The following is a 20,291-nucleotide window of genomic DNA, read 5'->3' on the forward strand; positions in this document are numbered from 1 at the left end:
CGATTATTATACATCATCGCGGGAAACGGCTCCACCGGAACCATGCGAGAACGGAAGCCAAACGGTAAAAGTCGTTCCCGAAGGTTCCGATTCCGCCTCGATGGAGCCCCCCATATCGTGTACGATCCGTTGGCAAATCGATAATCCGAGCCCTGTGCCCTGGGGCTTCGTCGTGAAGAACGGATCGAACACTCTCTCCAGCATGTCCGGAGAAATACCGGTGCCCGTATCTTGAATATCGACTGCAATATGTCCGTGCCTATCCGCCCGGCGACGCTCGCGTATCGTTAGCGTGCCTTCGTTGCCCATAGCCTCGATAGCGTTCTTGCTCAAATTCAAAAAAACCTGCTTGAGCTGCTCCTTATCGACAACAATTGGCGGAAGGCTCTCTTCTTCTTCATATTGGACAATGACATCGTGCAGCATCGCCTCTCCCCGAATCATCGGCAGCAGTTCTTGAATAATCGAGCCGATCCGGATCGACTGCAGCTTCACTTTCTTCGGTTTGCTGAGCAGCAAAAATTCGCTGACAAGGTCATTGACTCTCTCCAATTCCATCATGACGATGCCAATAAATTCAGTCTCTTTGGCCATGCTCTTATCTGTAAGCGATTTCTGCAAAAGCTGCATGAAGCCTTTGATCGCCGTCAGCGGGTTGCGGATTTCATGAGCGGTTCCCGCGGCGATCTGTCCGATCGTCTTGAGCCTGTCCGAGCGGCGGATTTGCTCCTCCAACACGAGCAGATGCGATGCGTCCCGAAACAAAACGTAAGCTCCTTTGCCCTTCCCGTTAGGCTCCAGCACGTCGCCGTCCAGCATTAAAGATTTCGCGATTTCCCCCCTGCCCCATTTGAAAGATCGATTTGCGAATGAACACCCTTCCAGCAACGTCCGGTCAAAAAGCGGGCAATCGAGCTCCAAATGCCCGAACCACCCTTCGACCGGCCTGTTCAGCCAATCGGAACGGCGGCAGCCGAATAGACGGGCGACCATCTCGCTCATTTCGACGATTCGAAATTCGGAATCGATTATGATGACTCCGGCCCCCTCCTCCATATAGAGAAAACGTTCGGCGAAGCGACGGACATGCCTCTCTCGCCGAACGGAAATCGGATGGCCTGCCCTGCCGTCCGCGCCGTTCGACTGCAATGAAACATCCATGAATCGAAGCTGCCTCCTTTCGATTGCTTCACCGGGCGCTCATGTCAATAGCGCCGCTCATCCTCATCCCCTTAAAATCATGAACAAAAAAGCACCCGGCGTATAGTGCTTACGCCTAGGTGCTTAAATTGTACATATGTAAGGACCGCGCACTCGCCCTGAGCACAAGAACGGGACCACTTACGGCTGCTTCCTTCCGGACCTGACCGGTTTCATGGACGTCCCTCGCACAAGGCGCGGTACACGGCTAACTTAGTATAGCGAATTGTGCCGGGAAGTGCAACCTGTTTGCACAGGGAACCGTTCCCTGTATCCAATTATTTTCCCTGTCTTAACGACTTGACGTGAATGTTGTAGCGCGGAAAGTTGAACCGGAGCACAGAGGCGGCCTGTCTTTCCAACGCCGGCACATCCCGGTCGGCCAAACTCGGCGCGAGCTTCACCGTTACATACGCGTCCGAGCCGCTGAAGGTGACGTTCGTCCCCGCCACTCCCGGCAAGTTCCGAATCGACTGCGCCATCATATTGGCATCGTTCTTGTAGTTCAGCGCCATATGGCGTCCGGGAATTTTCGTGTGGCTGTTCGTCATGCCCAGATAGCCGTCGTCGCCGTAGCTTTGCGTCTTCACGCCGTCTTCCGTAGCCGTATTCGTATTCTTATTGACGCCGCAGCCGGTGAGCAAACCAATGGTTAACGTAAGAATCAGTACGGCAGCCGTTCTCGCTTTCCGCCTTCGCTGTTGATCGAACATGAAAAAAACCTCCCTTTATCCCGTAGGATGTGAAGGAAGGTTCGTCTCTATACGTTCTATTCGCAACCGCCGGCGCGCTAAGCGGCGACACCGATCGGCAGAGATCTTACAGACCGTATTTTTTCTTGAACTTGTCTACGCGGCCGCCGGCATCGATAAACTTCTGTTTACCGGTGTAGAATGGGTGGCAGTTGGAGCAGATCTCGACTTTAAGGTTCGAACGAATCGACCCCGTCTCGAACGTGTTGCCGCATGCGCAAGTAGCCGTCGTAATGTGGTACTGCGGATGAATGGATGCTTTCAAGGGGTTCACCTCTTTCTGCCCTGAATCTCATGCGGACCCAGAGTAATGGACATACAAGCGGATTATATCATGCGGGCATCGCCTTGACAAGGACATCAAGCTTGCCCGACAGGCCTCGGAGGAACGTGAGTATAGGAACCGATTACGACATCCGGAAGCTCCTCGCGGAAAATATCGAGCAGCGTCTTCATTCCGTAAATTTCGCCCTGAGCCTTAGGGATAAGGTTCAGATAGGCGTCCGGGTCGATATTGAGATTGCGCATTTGGATCAGCTTCAAGCCCGTCCGGCGGGCGAACCCGATCATCGCTTCGATCTCTTCTTCGCGGTCCGTCACTCCCGGGAACACCAGGTAGTTGATGGAAGTGTAGACGCCTTTATCCGTCGCGTACCGCAACGACTTCTCGACGTTCTTAAGCGTATAGCCGCGAGGCATGTAGTAAGCGTTGTAATGATCGTCCAAGGCGCTGATTGTGCTGACCCTCATCAGGTCGAGACCCGCGTCGGTAATAGCGCGCAAATGATCCGACAAGCCGGCATTCGTGTTGATGTTAATGTAGCCGTTCGACGTCTGCGCCCGAACTCGCTGAATGGCCTCGATGATTGTCTTGGCCTGGGTAGACGGCTCGCCTTCGCAGCCTTGACCGAAGCTGATGATCGCCTCCGGCGCCTTCAAATGCTCCAGCATAATATCGACGACTTCATCGACCGTCGGCTTGAACTTAAGACGAGTCTGAGGAGCCACGAAGCCGCTGTCGTCCGGCTGCTCGGAGATGCAGCCATAGCAGCCCGCGTTGCAGGAGAAGGATACCGGCACGGCGCCTTCCAGCCGTTGCAGGAATGTGTTGGACGCCGTCAAGCATTCATAAGTCAAGGCGCAATGCGACAGATGCTGATACAATCGGTTGTCGGGATACGTCTGAAGCAGACGATCCACTTGGACCTTCAGCTCGCGGCGGTCGCAATTTTCGGGATTCCACGGCTCCGGATCGTCGCTCTGCCCTGCGGCTGCATAGAAGCGCCCGTCTTTCCATACGACGGCTGTATAACCGAACAAAGGGAACTTCTGCGTCTTGTCCGTCTTCATATAGCCCGGCACGTAGAAGCGAGTAAACCCTTGAGGCAGCAAAGCGCCCACCGCCTGATAATCGCCCGCGAGAGGCTTCATCTCACCGGTCTTCGGATCCATACCGATTGCCCGCGTATGGGGCAAGCCGACCAGCGTGGCGCCTTCCGGCAACGGAATGAGCTCGTCCTCGAGCAGCTCGACAAGGTTATCCCCGCTGCGGGCGATACCGTGTAAATGAGGATGATCGAACACGTTGCCGTGTTCGTCTGCGTACACCAGATGCATCGTTCATGCACCCTCCTTTTTAACCGGCTTCGCTTATCAGGTCGGGCTGCCGCTGCGCGGCTTGCGAATTCCGCCGGTTCGCGAACCGGAGGCGTCCGGCACCATGCCCGAAGTGTCCAGAGAATCGATGAATTCCTGATTCGTCTTCGTTCTGCCGAGTTTTTTCAAAAATTGTTCGACGTATTCCATCGAATCGTTCATGTTTTTGCGGATAGCCCACAATTTCTCCAGATCCTCCTGGGATTGCAGAAGCTCTTCGCGACGGGTACCCGAGCGGCGAATGTCGATTGCAGGGAAAATACGTCTTTCCGCCAGCTTGCGATCGAGATGCAGCTCCATGTTGCCGGTACCCTTAAACTCTTCATAAATGATATCGTCCATCCGAGAGCCTGTCTCGATCAGCGCCGTCGCGAGAATGGTCAGGCTGCCGCCCTCTTCGATATTCCTCGCCGCTCCGAAGAAACGCTTAGGACGATGGAACGAAGCCGGATCGATACCGCCGGACAGCGTACGACCGGACGGAGGAACGACTAGGTTGTACGCTCTTGCAAGCCTCGTGATGCTGTCCAGCAGAATAACGACGTCGCGCTTTTGCTCAACCAGCCTCATCGCTCTTTCCAGTACGAGCTCCGCCACCTTGATGTGATGCTCCGGCACTTCGTCGAACGTCGATGCCACAACCTCGCCTTTGACCGAGCGCTGCATGTCCGTCACTTCCTCCGGACGCTCGTCGATCAGCAGGACGAACAGGTCCATGTCCGGGCGGTTCAACGAAATGCTGTTGGCGATTTCCTTCAGCAGCAACGTCTTGCCTGCCTTAGGCTGGGCAACGATAAGGCCGCGCTGGCCAAGTCCGACGGGAGCGAGCAAATCGATAATTCTCGTGGATAGATGAGTGGGAGACTGTTCGAGCTTCAGCTTGTTCTGTGGATAGAGCGGGGTCAATGCGGGAAAATGGAGACGGTCGGCGGCAACCTCGGGAGGTTCGCCGTTAACGGCGTTTACTTGCAGCAATCCGAAAAACCGTTCATTTTCTTTTGGGGCCCGGCATTTGCCAGACACCAAGTCGCCCGGCCGCAAATCGAACTTGCGGATTTGAGACTGCGAAATGTAAATATCCTCGGAGCTTTGCCAATATTTCAGCGGTCTGAGGAAGCCGTAGCCGTCCGGAAGCACGTCCAACACGCCTTCCATGAACATGAATCCGCTTCGCTCGGCTTGTGCCCGCAAGATCGCGAGGATAAGCTCTTTCTTCTTCATTTGCCCGTAGGCGGCAATCTGATGCTCCTTGGCCAGCTTATAAAGCTCCGTAAGCTTCTTCTCTTCCAAATCGGACATTTGGTAGTCGCTCATTGAATCCCTCTTTTGCTAAAAAGTGAGGCGGTGACGCCGGCTTTATCCGTTGCGCCACACTTCCGCCCCGAGATTGCTCAGCTGGGTAACGAGCTTGTCGTACCCTCGGTCTATATATTCGACTCCGCTGATTTCGGTCGTTCCTTCAGGTACCGTCAAGGCGGCAACGACGAGCGCCGCGCCTGCTCGAAGATCCGCGGCCCGAACTTTGGCCGCGTTCAGCAATCCGCCCTCGATAATCGCCGAGCGGCCTTCCACCCGGATTTGCGCGCCCATGCGGACGAGCTCCGGAACATGCTTGAACCGATTGTTGTAGACGGTGTCCGACAGTACGCTGACGCCGCGCGCCTGGGTAAGCAGACTCGTCATCGGGGATTGCAGATCGGTAGCGAAGCCGGGGTAGACGAGCGCTTTCACGTCGACCGCCTCGTAATCCGGCTGTCCGACGACGCGAATGGCTTCGTCCATTTCATAGACGTGGACGCCCATTTCCTGAAGCTTGGCCGTCAGTGCTTCGAGATGTTTCGGAATAATATTATCGATGAGGACGTCGCCGCGAGTCGCGGCAGCGGCAATCATATACGTTCCGGCTTGAATGCGGTCGGGAATAATCGAATGGCGGCAGCCATGCATGGAGTCAACGCCTTCGATCCGAATCGTCTCGGTGCCTGCGCCTTTGATCTTGGCGCCCATCGAGTTGAGCAGCGTAGCTACGTCGATAATTTCCGGCTCTTTGGCTGCGTTCTCGATGAGAGTGGAGCCTTTGGCCCGGGAAGCCGCGAGCATAATGTTGATTGTCGCCCCGACACTAACGACATCGAGGTAAATCTTCGCCCCGCGAAGCTCCTTCGCCCGAATCTTAATCGATCCGTGATCGTTGGTAACTTCAGCGCCGAGCGCTTCGAAGCCTTTGATATGCTGATCGATCGGCCGGGGCTCGAAGTTGCAGCCGCCTGGCAGCCCGATCGTCGCTTCGCCGAACCGGCCGAGCAGCGCACCCATTAGATAATAAGAAGCGCGAAGCTTTTTGACCCGTCCGTTAGGCATCGGAACCGACTTCATCTTGGAAGGATCGATGGTCATTCGGTCGTCCATCCAGGTTACGCTGCCGCCCAGCTCTTCGAGAAGCTCCGCATAGACGGCTACGTCGCTGAGCTGAGGCAAATTATCCAGGCGCACTTCCGACTCCGCCAAGATGGCGGCTGGCACAAGGGCAACGGCGCTGTTCTTCGCGCCGCTAATCGCGACCGTTCCGCGAAGGGGGCGCCCGCCCCTAATCAATAACGTTTCCATATGAGGCAGGGTCCTCCTCGTGTTGTTGCCGGACACGTAAGCGTCGGCACATGAAGGAAAGGGAAAACGCCGAACCGACGTTTTCCCGAATGATTACCTTCCGGCTATTAAGGTCCGATCGCAAACGGCAACCCGTTCGGATCGGAGTAAGTTCGTGCTAAAGCTTCTTGCTTAAAAGCCTGCCCCGGATTGTCTCCGGGGCTTCGGCTGTGTAGCTGTTACGCTTGGTTGCTCGATCCGAAAAGACGGATTTTTTCTTGAACGACCGCTTTCATCGCGTTGCGGGCAGGCGTCAAGTATTTGCGAGGATCGATGACGTTAGCGTCTTTGTTGAGAACTTCGCGAATGGCGGCTGTGCAAGCCACTTGATTCTCCGTGTTGACGTTGATTTTGCCGACGCCGGCTTGGATAGCTTCGCGAATCATTTCGTCCGGTACTCCGGAGCCGCCGTGAAGAACGACAGGAACCGGAATTTGGGAAACGACGGCTTTGATGATATCGTAGTGAATTTTCACTTCGCCTTTGTACATGCCGTGCGCGGTACCTACCGCGATAGCGAGGCAGTCTACGCCGGTTTCTTCGTAGAAACGGATAGCCTCTTCCGGTTTTGCGAGGGAAGCGTCCGCTTCGTCGACGCTAAGGTCGTCCTCGACTCCGCCGATCGTTCCAAGCTCGCCCTCTACGGATACGCCCATGGCGCGAGCCGCTTTAACGACTTCTTTGGTCAGGCGGATGTTGTCTTCGAACGAGTGGTGCGATCCGTCGAACATAACGGAGGAGAAGCCTGCGCGAATACATTTCATCGCGACATCGAATGTGGAGCCGTGATCCAAGTGCAGCGCGATTGGCAGGCCGGATTTCTCCGCAGCCGCTTTAGCGATTGCAACCGTGTATTCGATTCCCATGTATTTCAGCGCGCCTTCGCTAACGCCGAAGATAAATGGGGATTTTTCTTCGATTGCGGCTTCGGTGATCGCTTGAGCGAACTCCAGGTTGTTCATGTTGAATTGACCGACTGCGAATTTGTTCGCTTTGGCTTTAGGTAGAAATTCGTTCATTGATACGAGTGGCATAATAGACAATTCCTCCTGCTTTTTCTTTTCGCTTACCTTGAATCTTCTCCGATAAAAACGAACTCGCCCACTCTAGCATGGCGGCGCCGCTTTTACTTGCGTGACAAGCATACTGCGATATTATAACACAAAATGTCTTTTCATAGTAAAGCGAACGGGTGTTTCCAACCTTGCAAGAAAAAAAAGGCCTTACGACCCCGATGCATATCGGGACGAAGACCCTTCGTCTAGCTGAGCGTTCACGGCCGAGCGCAATTCGTCGATATCAAACGGCTTCGTGAAATGCATCAAGGCGCCTAGATCGGTCGCTTCCTTGATCATGTCCAGTTCGCCGTATGCGGTCATCATGATAACCTTGATCGAACGATTGATCTCTTTAATTTTCTTCAATATTTCCAAACCGTCCATGCCGGGAATCTTCATGTCAAGCAGCACCAAGTCCGGGGAATGCAATCTGACGATATCGAGCGCCGTCTTCCCGTTAGCCGCTTGGAATGTTTCGTATCCTTCGGTCGCGAATACTTCCAATAGCAAAATGCGGATACCGACCTGGTCATCCACAATCAGCAACCTCTTTTGGTCCAAGATCGTTCCCTCCGTAACAGCAGTCCGTTTCCTTGCTGTATTCGCGGTATGTGGTACGAAATCCTTCCTTTTCCAATAAAAATTGTATTGAAAAACCGCTTCGCAATGGCGCGAAGCGGTTTTTAGCTTTGATTTAGTCTTGTTTGTGGTTCAAGGAAGCTTTAACGAATTCGCGGAACAGCGGCTGCGGACGGTTCGGACGGGACGTGAATTCCGGATGGAATTGCACGGCGAGGAACCACGGATGATCAGGTAGCTCGATCATCTCGACGAGGCGGCCGTCCGGCGACGAACCGGAAATGCGCAAGCCTGCGGATTCGATCCGCTCGCGGAACTCATTGTTGAATTCGTAACGATGGCGATGACGCTCGTAGACGAGCTCGTCGCCGTAGCATTGAGCAGCCAAGCTGCCTGGCACCACTTTGCATGGGTACAAGCCTAGACGCATCGTGCCGCCGAGATCCTCGATATCCTTTTGCTCGGGAAGCAGGTCGATAACAGGATAAGGCGTTGCCGGATGAATCTCCGAGCTGTTGGCGCCGTCCAATCCGGCCATGCTGCGGGCATACTCGATAACTGCGACCTGCATGCCCAGACAGATACCGAAGAATGGAACTTCTTTCTCACGGGCATAACGAATCGCGGTGATCTTGCCCTCGATTCCCCGATCGCCGAAGCCGCCGGGAACGAGAATGCCGTTCACGCCGCCGAGCAGCTCTCCGACGTTGGAAGGAGTGATCTCTTCCGCGTTCACCCAACGCAGCTTCACTTGAGAGTCGGCATGGATACCCGCATGGCCGAGCGATTCGACGATGCTGAGGTAAGCGTCGTGAAGAGCGACGTACTTGCCGACGATGGCGATTTCCGTCGTCTTGGAGAGAGACTTCACGCGGTGGACGAGCGCTCTCCATTCTTCCATGTCGGGCGTCGTGTCCGGCAAGCCCAGATGCTTGCACACGTAGTCGTCCAACCCTTGCTCGCGAAGCATTAGCGGAACCTCGTATAGAGTGGAAGCGTCGCGGCATTCCACTACCGCGCCCGCGTCAATGTCGCAGAACAAAGCGATTTTGCGTTTCAGATCTTCCGCGAGCGGATACTCTGTCCGGCAGACGATCACGTTCGGCTGAATTCCGATGCTGCGCAATTCCTTCACGCTATGCTGCGTCGGCTTCGTTTTTACTTCTCCGGCGGCTTTGATATAAGGGATAAGCGTAACGTGGATATACATAACGTTGTCGCGTCCGATATCGCTCTTGATCTGACGGATCGCTTCCAGAAACGGAAGGCTCTCGATATCCCCTACCGTACCGCCGATTTCCGTAATGACGACATCCGAACCCGCCTCGCGTCCCGCGCGGAAAACGCGGTCCTTGATCTCGTTCGTGATGTGGGGAATAACTTGAACGGTGCCGCCCAGATATTCGCCGCGGCGCTCCTTGCTGATGACGGTCGAATAAATTTTGCCCGTCGTTACGTTGCTGTTCTTCGAAAGATTAATGTCGATAAATCTCTCATAGTGCCCCAGATCGAGATCGGTCTCGGCTCCATCGTCGGTTACGAACACTTCTCCGTGCTGGTAAGGACTCATCGTCCCCGGGTCTACGTTAATGTACGGATCGAACTTCTGAATCGTCACCTTAAGTCCGCGATTCTTGAGCAGCCTGCCGAGCGAAGCGGCGGTAATCCCTTTGCCGAGCGACGACACGACGCCGCCGGTTACGAAAATGTATTTGGTCACTCTGAACGAAACCTCCCACCCCATGCCGGTTCGGCATTGTCTTTATCGTTGCCAGTTGAACGTGATTCCTTAAGTCTAAAAAGCCAAGAAAAACAAAAAAGTGACACCCAATAAATGGGGGCACTTTTAGGATTTCGTTACCTATGGTCAAGCATGCTTCCAAAGCCCAAGCATAAGTGTACCGTCTCGTAAGGACAGTGTCAAGCCTGAACCCTAGGTGAATCGAACGTCTTTTTTCTATTACTTGTCGTCTTCGTCATCGGCGTCGGAATCGTCGTCTTCGTCGTCGAAGTCGTCCTCGTCATCCGCTTCGCCTTCGCCTAAATCCTCGTCGAGAGACTGCTCTTCCTCTTCCTCGATGGCGACTTCCTCGTCCACCTCGGCCGTCTCTTCGCCTTCGTCGAAAATTTCTTCCCGCTCTTCGTCGAACAGGTCGTAATTCTCCTCGTCGGGCGTAAAGGTTTCTTCCTCTTCCTCGCCGTAGATATCCTCGTCCAGCTCATCGTCGTCGTCATTGATAATGCGCGGACGCTTGGCGCCGCCGGTGACCGGATCTTCGGAACGCTCGACGGGGTACCAGCGCTTCAAGCCCCAGACGTTGCTTCCGACGCAAGCGAAACGGCCGTCGATGTTAATCTCGGTATACACCTGCGCAATAACTTCGTTGACAGCTTCTTCGGAAAAACCGCGATGCTTCGCGATTTCCGTCATGAGATCACGGTAGTAAAACGGGGTATTAGCCGCTTTCAGCACCTCAAAAGCAAGGTCGACCATCGGCATTTCCCGAATCTTCTCGGAGTCGAGTTTCAGTACGTACTCGGCGCTCACGTGACTTCCCATCCTCTCTGTATATGAACCCTATAGTGTTGTGCTTCGGTTTTATCAACCTATAGTAAACCTCATTTCTTACCAAAATGCAAGCAACGAAAAAGCGAAGGCGCGTCCCGTCGGACATACGCCTTCGCTTTTCGACTGTATCCCCTCACCGGCCGCTCCGCGGGCGGAGGAACCGGCAGGCCAAGAGTCTCGCCGGGAAACTCTCCATTTATCGTATGTTATTCCTCCCGAATTGACACGGAACGCCGCCCATTTCCGGGCAAAAAAGGCCGTTTCCCAAGCTTTTAGCCTCGCGCCTTCATAGTATAGGGGAGCACATTCGTCGGGGAGGGGTTCCAGATTGGACATGAGGCGCATCGCCGATTGGCTGCAGCACTCCCTAGCAGCAAATGAACGCAGACATAGCCGCAAAATCCTCCGATTTACGAATCCCGGCGACTATCGTTCTTTCCTGGAAGAATGGGTCAGGCGCCTGCCCGGTATCGACAGCCCGACACCCGTCCGAGCTCTCGGCCTCATCCAAGCGCTTGCTTGCCCGATCCCCGAAGGCGATTCGCCTCCTTCGCCCGGGGACCGGATCATCTGCGAGGAAGACGAGAAGGTTGCAATCGCAGGGTTGCCCAAAGGCGAGATCACCTCCGACAAAGGCATTCCGTGGGGAGTGCGCCGCATCAAAGCGCCGGAAGCCTGGAGCCGAACGACGGGACATCGAATCCGGGTAGGCGTAATCGATACCGGTGTCGATTTCCAGCACCCGGACCTCGCGCATTCGCTTGAACGCGGAATCAATCTGCTCCAACGCTCGATGCTGCCTCAAGACGATAACGGCCATGGCACCCACATTGCAGGCACAATTGCCGCGGCCAACCAGTATTACGGGATGATGGGAGTTGCGCCCCGCGCCTCCGTCCATCCTATCAAAGCGTTCGACAACAACGGGACCGCTTACGTCTCGGACATCGTGCTCGGCATCGACTGGTGCGTCCGCAACCATATCGACGTCGTCAATATGAGCTTCGGCATGCGAACGCGCAGCAAATCGCTGCTGAACGCAGTTGCAGGAGCTTACCGCTCCGGCGTGCTCATCGTCGCCTCCTCCGGCAACGATGGCCGCAAGGAGGAGATCGACTATCCCGCTCGATACCACCAGTCTGTAGCCGTAGGGGCCATTAACCGCCAAGGCCGCATCGCCGCTTTTACCAACCGAAGTCCCTTGATCGACATCTATGCCCCTGGAGAACGCATTTCCTCCGCATGGATCCGAGGCAAGCATCGAATCATGAGCGGCACCTCCATGGCGACCTCTCACGTGACCGGAGCCGTCGCGCTGCTTCTCTCGTACCGGCCCGGGCTTTCCCCCGCGCAAATCAAAGCGATATTGAAACAGTCCGCCAAGCCGTTAAAATACGGAAAAGCTCCCCGGTTGGCCGGGGAGCTTGATATCTCAAGGATGCTTCATATCGCCGAAAGAGATTACTAGGCTACAGAGCAGCGGTTGCTTGCAGGTGCTTTGAGCGAGGCCTGCAGGATGCTTGAGCAGGCGCGTTAGACAGGGGCTTTGCGATGTCTAGGGAGGCAGGCACGGAGTGCCGCGAAGCGCGTTAAGCGCGGGCACGGAGTGCCGCGAGGCTCGTTAAGTGCAGGCACGGGGTGCCGCGAGGCGCTTGCAGGCGCCTTTTTTCATGATGAACGAATAAGTCCGCGTGAATTCGCAGTCGTTGCCCATTCGAGGCGACAATAAGACGATTTTTCCGTCTTATTCGCCTCATAAAAGGATGCAGGGCAGAAATAAGACGAAAAAATATCGCTATGCCTCCACCGACACGCACTTTTGAGAAACCAAGCTCGCTTTAAGACGAATTCCTCACCTTATCTACCCGCTATAGGTAGGCCGTGTTGGAAATAGAGTGATTTCTTCGCGCTATTGCCTCTTTTGAAAGAACATCCCGGGCACGACCCGGCAAACCAGCTCATCACAACCGAAGACCCGCCACCGACTCCAACGCATCCTTGATTATCATATAGACTTGCTGGTCGGTCAGTTGATCCTTGTTCGTTATGAGGCCAACGGTGGCTTTGCTTAATATGCCTCTGCTCTCAAGCTCCGTTTGTGCCTTGTCGAGAGAGATGTCCATTCCGAGCGTTTGCGCAATTGTGTAGCTGGCCTGGCTTAGCGTCAACACCGTTTTTTCCGGCGTCTCAAGTCCGGCGATTGCCGCCGACGGATCTCCCTTGAAGTAATCTTTGTACATCCGTTTGACGCTGCCCATTTGATTAACCAAACGTTTGGCATTAGAAGGCTTGTCCTCTTCAAAAGCGGCGTTGCCGTAGGAGCCGTACGCTATACCCATATACACGGCCGCCTTGAGGCCCGCATAGGTCGGATAGGCGGTGAAAGGCTGCGGCTCCGCCGTGTAAGGTTGCAGGTCCATCCCTTGTTTGTTAAGCCTTTGCTGCAGCTCGGCGATCAGCGGCTTCGATTCGGCCATCGCACGGAAAGTAACTCCCCGTTCCGACGCCAGCTTCGCTGCAGCACCCGCTGCTTCCCCTCCGCCATTCCCGTCGGAATGACGCGCGCGCTGCCGTGTGCCAACGTATCGTAGCTGGCGGAGCGGCCGACAACGAGCAGCCCGTCGATCTCCCGCGGCACGATGCTTCGGAATGGAACCGCGTATTGGATCGGATCGACGACGACCGCACCATTGTCCGATGGAGCCGTCCTCTGAATATCGGCCGGATAAGAACCGAACGCAATCCGATCCCACTGGTCGCGATTTTCCAGCAGATCGACGACGTTCAACCGATACAATCCGTTCATATGCCTCGTCTCCCGTATGTAAAGCTCGGGCGCAATAGCATCCAGCTCAACATTCTTGAATTCTTCGAATTGCTGCAAATATTTCACGACATTCGGCAATTCTTTGGCTGCGATGTCCAAGCCCTCTTGACGCGATTCCGCACTCAACCCATCGATGCCGAAAATATGCAGCGCATTAAGAAGGATCGTGCCGTCCAATTGCCTTCCGATGTTCAGGCCGCGCATTTTCGTGCGTTCCTTGTTGATGGGCTCATACCCTTTCATCTCGTTGCCATAGCCCCATGCCGACAACTCGCTGACGCCCGTATTGGCATCATTGTCGCCGTTCAGTCTCTTGGCGATCAAATCCCATGCTGTATCATCGACATTTTTCAGACGAAAAACGGCCGTTGCCGCCATTCGGGAAGTCGGATCCCCCAAATCTTCGCGTCCGATAGTGAACGAAGCGCCCGCGGCGGCGGCAATGTCCGCATCCTGCGTAGCGTCTATGACGGCATTCGACAGAACCTGTAGTTTCGTTCCATCTGGCTGCGCAATACTGATTCCTTCCACCAGCCCCGCTTCTCCACTTTTTTTGACAATTGGCTCGATGTCCTGCGACTTCACATACAAATCAATGTTGGACTCTGCTCGAACCAAATCGTAAAAAGCGTTGGCCGCCGTCGTTACGTCGAAGGAGTGGCCTTCTGTCTTGTCGTACCATTCCTTAAAAATCCCTTTGTTCAAATAATCGTCGTCTTGAGAGGTCTTGCGATCCCAGTTCATATCGATGCTGTTCAGCCAGCCTTCTGTCATCAGCCCACCCAACAAAGTGCGGCTTCTGCCTTCCACGAGCAAGGTTTTCTGGCCGTTGCGCGCTGCCGAGACAGCGGCGCTGATCCCTTCCGGATCCGTGCCTACTACGATAACGTCATACCGGTCTTGGAGCTCGTCGACGGATACGACCTTCCGTTGCTCCTGCTTTTCGAATTTAACAAGCTTCTTTTTCTCCGCATTCCCATCTGAGGAATCCGAGAAATTACAACCCGACGTTACTGCGACAACCGAAGACAAAATCAAAGAAAATAACCATTTTCGCGACATTATGCACCTCAAATAAAGATAATGACCCTATTATACAGGAGAAAATCGCTCATTTAATTTGCTATATCTAACAATTTTCTTAAACATTTCATAAAAAGTCGGGGTTTCTTATCGATACAGCTCCCTCTCCGACATTTTAATGACACCTTATGCCGTTGCAAATCGATCCGGAGTAACTCTAGGTGCCTTATTCGACGGCCAACGCGGGCGGATCGCGGGGATAGTAACTCTAGGTGCCTTATTCGGCAGACAACCGGTCGGATGGAGGAGATAGTAACTCTAGGTGCCTTATTCGACGGTCAACGCGGGCGGATCGCGGGGATAGTAACTCTAGGTGCCTTATTCGGCAGACAACCCGGTCGGATGGTGGAGATAGTAACTCTACGTGCCTTATTCGGCGGTCAACGCGGTTGGATGGTGGAGATAGTAACTCTACGCGCCTTATTCGGAGCCCAACGCGGTTGGATGGTGGAGATAGTAACTCTAGGTGCCTTATTCGGCAGACAACCCGGTCGGATGGTGGAGATAGTAACTCTACGTGCCTTATTCGGCGGTCAACGCGGTTGGATGGTGGAGATAGTAACTCTATGCGCCTTATTCGGCAGACAACCCGGTCGGATGGAGGAGATAGTAACTCTAGGTGCCTTATTCGGCGGTCAACGCGGTTGGATGGTGGAGATAGTAACTCTACGCGCCTTATTCGGCGGGCAACACGGTTGGATGGTGGAGATAGTAACTCTACGTGCCTTATTCGGCAGACAACCCGGTCGGATGGTGGAGATAGTAACTCTAGGTGCCTTTCGGCGGTCAACGCGGTTGGATGGTGGAGATAGTAACTCTACGTGCCTTATTCGGAGTCCAACGCGGTTGGATGGTGGAGATAGTAACTCTACGTGCCTTATTCGGCTGGCAACACGGTTGGATGGTGGAGATAGTAACTCTACGTGCCTTATTCGGCGGCCAACGCGGTTGGACGGTGGAGATAGTAACTCTACGTGCCTTATTCGGCTGGCAACGCGGGCGGGCGAGGTCAAGCGGTGGTTCAGACTGAAAAGCCAGAGCACAAACGCACGCGAGGAAACACGAAAAAAAGGCTCCCCCTCAACAAAAGGGAAGCCTTCCACTCACAGGAAACTACATCCGGTCCGGAGCGGAGACGCCGACCAGACGCAGACTGTTCGCGATAACGATTCGCAGCGCGCCGAGAAGCTGCAGCCGGGCTTGGCTCTGCTCCGCATCCTCGGTAATGACGCGTTCCGCTCTATAGTAACTGTGGAACAGCGCCGCCAGTTCGTACACATAGCGGATGATCGCATGCGGCGCATAAATCCGCGCGGCGTCGGCGATCGTCTCCGGAAGCTCGCCCATTTTGCGAAGCAAATCAAGCTCGTGCTCCGTCGTCAGACGATCCAGCTTCGTCTCGGCAAGCGGCAACAAAGCAACTCCCTGCTCCTCCGCTTGGCGGAAAATGCTGCAAATGCGCGCATGTGCATATTGCACGTAGAATACCGGATTCTCGTTGGACGTCGAGACGGCCAGATCCATGTCGAAATCGAGATGGGAATCCATGCTTCTCATCGTGAAGAAGTAACGGATGGCATCGACGCCGACTTCGTCCATCAAATCTTCCATCGTAACCGCCTTACCGGTCCGCTTGGACATCTTCACCTTCTCGCCGTTCTGGAACAAGCTCACCATCTGTGCGATCAATACGGTCAGCTTATCCGGATCGTTGCCAAGCGCCGCCATCGCCGCCTTCACCCGCGGAATATAGCCGTGATGGTCGGCGCCCCAGATGTTGATCATCCGATCGTAGCCGCGACTGTACTTATCCATATGATACGCGGCATCCGGCGTCAAATACGTATAGCTGCCATCATTTTTCACAAGCACGCGGTCCTTGTCGTCGCCGAACGTCGTCGAGGACAGCCACACCGCTCCGTCCTGCTCGTACACTTGACCTTTCGCGCGAAGCGCGTCCAGCGCCTCCACCACTTTACCGGTTTCGTACAACGAAGTCTCGCTATACCACTCGTCGAAGCGGACGCCAAAGCGACCGAGATCGCGCTTGATTTTGTCAAGCTCCTTCTCCAGTCCGTACGTGCGGAAAAATTCGAATCTCGCCTTATCCTCCAAAGACAGAAGCTTGTCGCCTTCCCGCTCCGCCAACTCCTTCGCAAAACCGACGATGTCTTCTCCGTAGTAGCCGTCCTCCGGCATTTCGGCTTCTTGTCCGAGCGCCTGGCGATAACGGGCTTCGATCGACTTCGCCAAATTGTTGACCTGGTTGCCCGCGTCGTTAATGTAATACTCGCGCGTCACCTTGTAGCCGGCGAAGTCCAGCACGTTGCAAAGCGCATCGCCCACTGCCGCTCCGCGCGCATGCCCGAGATGCAGGCTGCCCGTCGGATTCGCGCTGACGAATTCAACCTGGACGGACTGGCCTCCGCCAGCCGCAACCGAGCCATAGCGCTCCCCTTGCTGCAGAACCTCCTCGACAACCGGATAAAGATAGCTTTTGTCGAGACGGAAGTTAATGAAGCCTGGGCCCGCGATTTCCGCAGATTGAATCCACGCGCGGCTCTTGTCGAGATGGGCGATAATCGTTTCCGCGATTTGGCGCGGTTTTTCTTCGCGATTTTCGTCAGTTGCATCGCCAGATTGGTGGCGAGATCGCCATGGCTTTTTTCCTTAGGCACTTCCAGCGCAATAGCCGGAAGCTCTTCCCGATTCTCTATGAGCCCTCCCGCCAACGCCGCTTCCGCCAACGCTTCGCTCACCGCTTGCTGCAATTTCTCCAATGCGTTCATAAGTAGTGATCCTCCCTAGTCGTTCTCTATAGATTCGGCATGAAGCCGTATGACGAACAGCCCCGCATCCTCGCCCGCAATTCGGAGCGTGTAATGCCATTCGAGCAGCATCGGAAGCTTCGGACTAGGCGTCTGATCCCCCGGCCCTTCTCCTCCCGAGCTTACGATTCGGAGAAAAGACGTCTCCGTCTCCAACGGAATTGGACATTGTCCGAGCGGTAATAGCCGGAATGCCGGCCTCCCGCCGAAAAAATTTGTTCCGATTCGACATCGCCCTGGCGTACCAGCCGCAGTCGCCCGTCCTTCCAGGACAGCAGCGTCCTGACAAGGTTCGCTCCTTCGGTTTCCTCATAGCGCAAATAGATCGTCCGGTTTTTGGAGTACCATTCGCCTTCCAGCGACTGTTCTTGTTTCTCGCCGCCTGCATCGCTTTCCAATCGGATTCGGACGAGAGCTTTCTCGTCCGAAGCTCCATCCCTCGGCAAAGGATTTCCCCCCTTCTCGCCTGAAAAAAATAAAAAGCCCCCGTCTCAATACAAGAGACGGAGGCTAAGTCCGCGGTGCCACTCTTCTGGCTTTCCCGATAACCGCGAGGTTACGCAATAGAAAGCCGCTCGAACACGATAACGGTGTGACCGGACAGCCCTACCCAGCGCGTTCGCCGCGCCTTCAAGCCGTCAACTCCCGGGTGCGCTTCCGCCACGCTGGAAACCGCCGGCTCCCACCGCCCCGGCTCGCTGTTCGTTCCATTCATTGGCGTACTGTCCCGATCATCGCAAGTTACAGTTATGCCTTTATTATAGGGAAGCCGTCAAAAAAAGCAAGAACGCTCTCCGCCTAATTACCGTTTGCGCGTCTCCGTTAAATGGAATTGCCCGACGAGCTGCTCCATTAACGCGGTAATCGCTTCTACGTTGCGCGAAGTGTGGCGAACGTCCACGATATCCGCTTGCAGCTCTTGAACCTTCCCTTCCACCTCCGAAGAGATGGAACGGTTATCTTGGCTGACCGCCGCGATCTTCTCCATCAGCACGACGACCTCGTCGATAATTCGCGCCTTCTGGGAGTCATCCGCCTTCGCAGCTCCGAGCGTCTCTACAGCCGCAGCGACAAGCTCGGTTCCCTCTTCCACTACGCGCGTCCCTTCCTCCATGGAAGCATAAGCTTCTTGCGCATGAAGAGACAGCTTCTCGATAATCTCGTGAACCTCTTCCGTCGATTGCTTCGTCAGCTCCGACAGCTTGCGAATTTCCGAAGCGACGACGGCGAAGCCTCTGCCGTGCTCACCTACCCTTGCCGCTTCGATCGAAGCGTTCAAAGCGAGCAAGTGAGTCTGAGCGGAAATTTCTTCGATAACGGTAAGCACGCTGCGAATTTCGTGTGCGGTATCCCGAAATACCCGAATCGTCCCGTTCGTATCCGCGACCCGATCCGAAATATGGGACATCTTGTCCCCGATCCGCCCGACCTCGCTTTGAGCGACCGTAATTTGCTCCGAAGCTTTTTGCTCCAATAGCTGGAGCGTCTCGCGCGCCTCGTCCGCCACCCCTTGGCCACGTCGATATCCTTCAGCTGCCGACGAATGCTTCGCACCATATCGTGAATGCGCCCGCTTACCCGATCGATGGACTGCGCGGTCGTTACGGTAGATTCGCCGAGCAGCCGCTGGCTCTCCGTCACGTCGGACGCCGCCAGCTTTACTTTCATCATAATGCCTTCCAGCGAATCGATCATATTATTGATCCATTTGGCCAAATCGCGCGTTTCGTCGTTCTCGAATTGAGCCGTGTCGAGCCTTTGGGTCAAATCCCCCTTGCCCTCCGCGTTGATCCGGATGAACCGATTGATCGGAGCAGAGGATCGACGACCTTCCGGCGGCTTCTCCCGTGAATAGCTCCGATCGTCACGAATCCGAACGCAAGATTAAACGCAAAGGCGCACAAGGCGATAACGGGAACGGATGCGGACAAAGCGATCAAGTAGACAAGGGCGGCAGCCAAAACCGCGCTTGCGACCGTCAGCCAAATATGCGGTCGAAGCTGTCGATACGCGATGCCCCGCCCTCGATAGACCTCTTCCAAATCCCCTTCGCACATCATCCCCCACAAATCCGGGCAATGCGGAAGCTTGAATGTTACGCCCTTCCCGATTACGGAAATATGCCGATAGTCGGAATACCCCGCGAATTCCACGAACAAATTGTGACCATTGCGAATCGTATTCGCTACGCCGGATGCAGCTGTCCGGTCGCCGGGTCCGTGAACATGAGCTCCAGCTCGGTATGCTCCTTCACCGATACCGTGCCCCAATCCGTCGTCACGCCGTCCTTCAAATTTTCCCCGTGCGTAAAGGTTCGCGTCCTCGAACCGGCTTCGCGAAAGCGCCGTCCCCGGCCACGATGTGCACGTTCAATTCCGCCTTCGCCATGAAAAGATAATTATCGCCGGAATCGGGGTACACATGGCCGGATCCCGCTGATCAAATCGCCGATGACATCGTTCGGAACCCGCGCTCCTATCGCCCCTTCCCATCGGCCGTCTTTCATAATCGAAAATGAACATCAGCGTCATTTTGTCATGGAAGAAGAAAGATCCGCCGGACCGATCGCAAGCGGTCGCGTCGGGTCCGCATGAAGCGAGGCCGCGAACAAGCACGGTCTCCATTCTTGCCGTCAAGAAGCGATAGCGTAGTTCAAGCCCGAAGCCAGCAACCGATCCTCTCCGTACCCACGGGCCATGTGCCGGGCAATTTAGGTTAGAGAAGACCGGACCGCGCCCGCTTGTCAAAATAAAAATTTCGTAAAATCCGCCGCGCGCAGAGTAGTTCGGCTAAGCAGCCGCTTGATTCCCTACTCGCCGATCCAGTTCTCCGGACGGAATTCCAGTGATCGCGAAGACGCTCCAGATGCAGCCAACAGCTCACCCGCCCAATCGGCAAAGCAGCTGCACCCTCGTCTCGGGCGAACCTTCAAAAATTTTTCGACATCCTCTTTGAGACCGCATTCCAACACTATTCGACCGCCACAACTGCAACCCCTTTTTGAAACCTAACCAATCGAACATAAGGTCGCTTCTCCTCTTGGTGAACATTTATATCTAATAATGTGAGGATTGTAGCACATTTTGTCGAATT

17 protein-coding genes, 1 other RNA gene, 1 pseudogene and 1 other annotated feature are annotated in these 20,291 nt (G+C 54.9%); of the genes and pseudogenes, 1 reads left to right on the forward strand and 18 read right to left on the reverse strand.

Annotated elements, in window-relative coordinates; genetic code table 11:
* Positions 1-6: 6 nt before the first annotated feature.
* The 11 genes from D3H35_RS21665 to rpoE all read right to left on the reverse strand — a co-directional run bounded on the left by D3H35_RS21665 (position 7) and on the right by rpoE (position 10,439).
* Positions 7-1,161, reverse strand: a complete 1,155-nt coding sequence (locus tag D3H35_RS21665) for a two-component system sensor histidine kinase NtrB (RefSeq protein WP_119151309.1) — start codon at positions 1,159-1,161, stop codon at positions 7-9.
* A gap of 144 nt (positions 1,162-1,305) precedes the next feature.
* Positions 1,306-1,403, reverse strand: an RNA gene (gene ffs / locus D3H35_RS21670) — signal recognition particle sRNA small type.
* A gap of 75 nt (positions 1,404-1,478) precedes the next feature.
* Complete coding sequence (locus D3H35_RS21675; protein ID WP_119151310.1) at positions 1,479-1,913, reverse strand: hypothetical protein; 435 nt, start codon at positions 1,911-1,913, stop codon at positions 1,479-1,481.
* A 106-nt stretch (positions 1,914-2,019) separates the two neighbouring features.
* The gene (gene rpmE, locus D3H35_RS21680; RefSeq protein WP_119151311.1) at positions 2,020-2,217 is read right to left on the reverse strand and encodes a 50S ribosomal protein L31; all 198 of its coding nucleotides are present in this window, start codon (positions 2,215-2,217) and stop codon (positions 2,020-2,022) included.
* Positions 2,218-2,312: 95 nt separating this feature from the next.
* The gene (locus D3H35_RS21685; protein ID WP_119151312.1) at positions 2,313-3,569 is read right to left on the reverse strand and encodes a radical SAM protein; all 1,257 of its coding nucleotides are present in this window, start codon (positions 3,567-3,569) and stop codon (positions 2,313-2,315) included.
* Between the two features lie 36 nt (positions 3,570-3,605).
* Positions 3,606-4,922: a transcription termination factor Rho gene (rho, locus tag D3H35_RS21690; protein WP_119151313.1), complete on the reverse strand. Its 1,317-nt coding sequence runs from the start codon at positions 4,920-4,922 to the stop codon at positions 3,606-3,608.
* Between the two features lie 42 nt (positions 4,923-4,964).
* Entirely contained in the window at positions 4,965-6,215 is a 1,251-nt protein-coding gene (locus D3H35_RS21695) for a UDP-N-acetylglucosamine 1-carboxyvinyltransferase (RefSeq protein ID WP_119151314.1), read from the reverse strand.
* Positions 6,216-6,433: 218 nt separating this feature from the next.
* Positions 6,434-7,288, reverse strand: coding sequence for a class II fructose-1,6-bisphosphate aldolase (gene fba / locus D3H35_RS21700; protein ID WP_119151315.1), 855 nt, complete (start codon positions 7,286-7,288; stop codon positions 6,434-6,436).
* A 189-nt stretch (positions 7,289-7,477) separates the two neighbouring features.
* Complete coding sequence (locus D3H35_RS21705) at positions 7,478-7,873, reverse strand: response regulator (RefSeq protein ID WP_119151316.1); 396 nt, start codon at positions 7,871-7,873, stop codon at positions 7,478-7,480.
* Positions 7,874-8,006: 133 nt separating this feature from the next.
* Positions 8,007-9,611, reverse strand: coding sequence for a CTP synthase (locus D3H35_RS21710; protein ID WP_119151317.1), 1,605 nt, complete (start codon positions 9,609-9,611; stop codon positions 8,007-8,009).
* A 240-nt stretch (positions 9,612-9,851) separates the two neighbouring features.
* On the reverse strand, positions 9,852-10,439 hold the full coding sequence (rpoE, locus tag D3H35_RS21715) for a DNA-directed RNA polymerase subunit delta (RefSeq protein ID WP_119151318.1): 588 nt from the start codon (positions 10,437-10,439) through the stop codon (positions 9,852-9,854).
* 355 nt (positions 10,440-10,794) lie between these two features.
* Between rpoE and D3H35_RS21720 the strand changes: the two genes are divergently transcribed.
* Entirely contained in the window at positions 10,795-11,928 is a 1,134-nt protein-coding gene (locus D3H35_RS21720; protein WP_119151896.1) for a S8 family peptidase, read from the forward strand.
* Positions 11,929-12,421: 493 nt separating this feature from the next.
* Here D3H35_RS21720 and D3H35_RS32725 read toward each other — a convergent pair whose 3' ends face one another.
* From D3H35_RS32725 to D3H35_RS30405, 7 genes and pseudogenes are all read right to left on the reverse strand, one after another.
* Positions 12,422-12,937 (reverse strand): hypothetical protein, encoded by a 516-nt coding sequence (locus D3H35_RS32725; RefSeq protein ID WP_233568070.1) that lies wholly within the window; start codon positions 12,935-12,937, stop codon positions 12,422-12,424.
* Positions 12,916-14,349, reverse strand: a complete 1,434-nt coding sequence (locus tag D3H35_RS21725; RefSeq protein WP_233568071.1) for an FAD-dependent oxidoreductase — start codon at positions 14,347-14,349, stop codon at positions 12,916-12,918. The genes D3H35_RS32725 and D3H35_RS21725 overlap by 22 nt, the downstream gene beginning before the upstream one ends.
* 1,134 nt (positions 14,350-15,483) lie before the next feature.
* Positions 15,484-17,159 (reverse strand): annotated as a pseudogene (argS, locus tag D3H35_RS21730) (arginine--tRNA ligase).
* A gap of 15 nt (positions 17,160-17,174) precedes the next feature.
* Positions 17,175-17,354 carry a hypothetical protein gene (locus tag D3H35_RS30395; protein ID WP_147355912.1) on the reverse strand — a complete coding sequence of 60 codons (180 nt, stop codon included), beginning with the start codon at positions 17,352-17,354 and terminating at the stop codon, positions 17,175-17,177.
* Positions 17,321-17,644: a YwiB family protein gene (locus tag D3H35_RS21735; protein WP_119151319.1), complete on the reverse strand. Its 324-nt coding sequence runs from the start codon at positions 17,642-17,644 to the stop codon at positions 17,321-17,323. Before D3H35_RS21735 ends, D3H35_RS30395 begins: the two co-directional genes overlap by 34 nt.
* Positions 17,645-17,694: 50 nt before the next feature.
* Positions 17,695-17,942 (reverse strand) — a binding site (T-box leader).
* A gap of 58 nt (positions 17,943-18,000) precedes the next feature.
* Positions 18,001-18,705 carry a methyl-accepting chemotaxis protein gene (locus D3H35_RS30400; protein WP_233568072.1) on the reverse strand — a complete coding sequence of 235 codons (705 nt, stop codon included), beginning with the start codon at positions 18,703-18,705 and terminating at the stop codon, positions 18,001-18,003.
* Between the two features lie 256 nt (positions 18,706-18,961).
* On the reverse strand, positions 18,962-19,357 hold the full coding sequence (locus D3H35_RS30405) for a hypothetical protein (RefSeq protein ID WP_147355913.1): 396 nt from the start codon (positions 19,355-19,357) through the stop codon (positions 18,962-18,964).
* Positions 19,358-20,291 lie beyond the last annotated feature (934 nt).

Origin of the sequence: Cohnella faecalis (assembly GCF_003570905.1) — a bacterium.
In the GTDB taxonomy this organism is placed as follows: Bacteria; Bacillota; Bacilli; order Paenibacillales; family Paenibacillaceae; genus Cohnella; species Cohnella faecalis.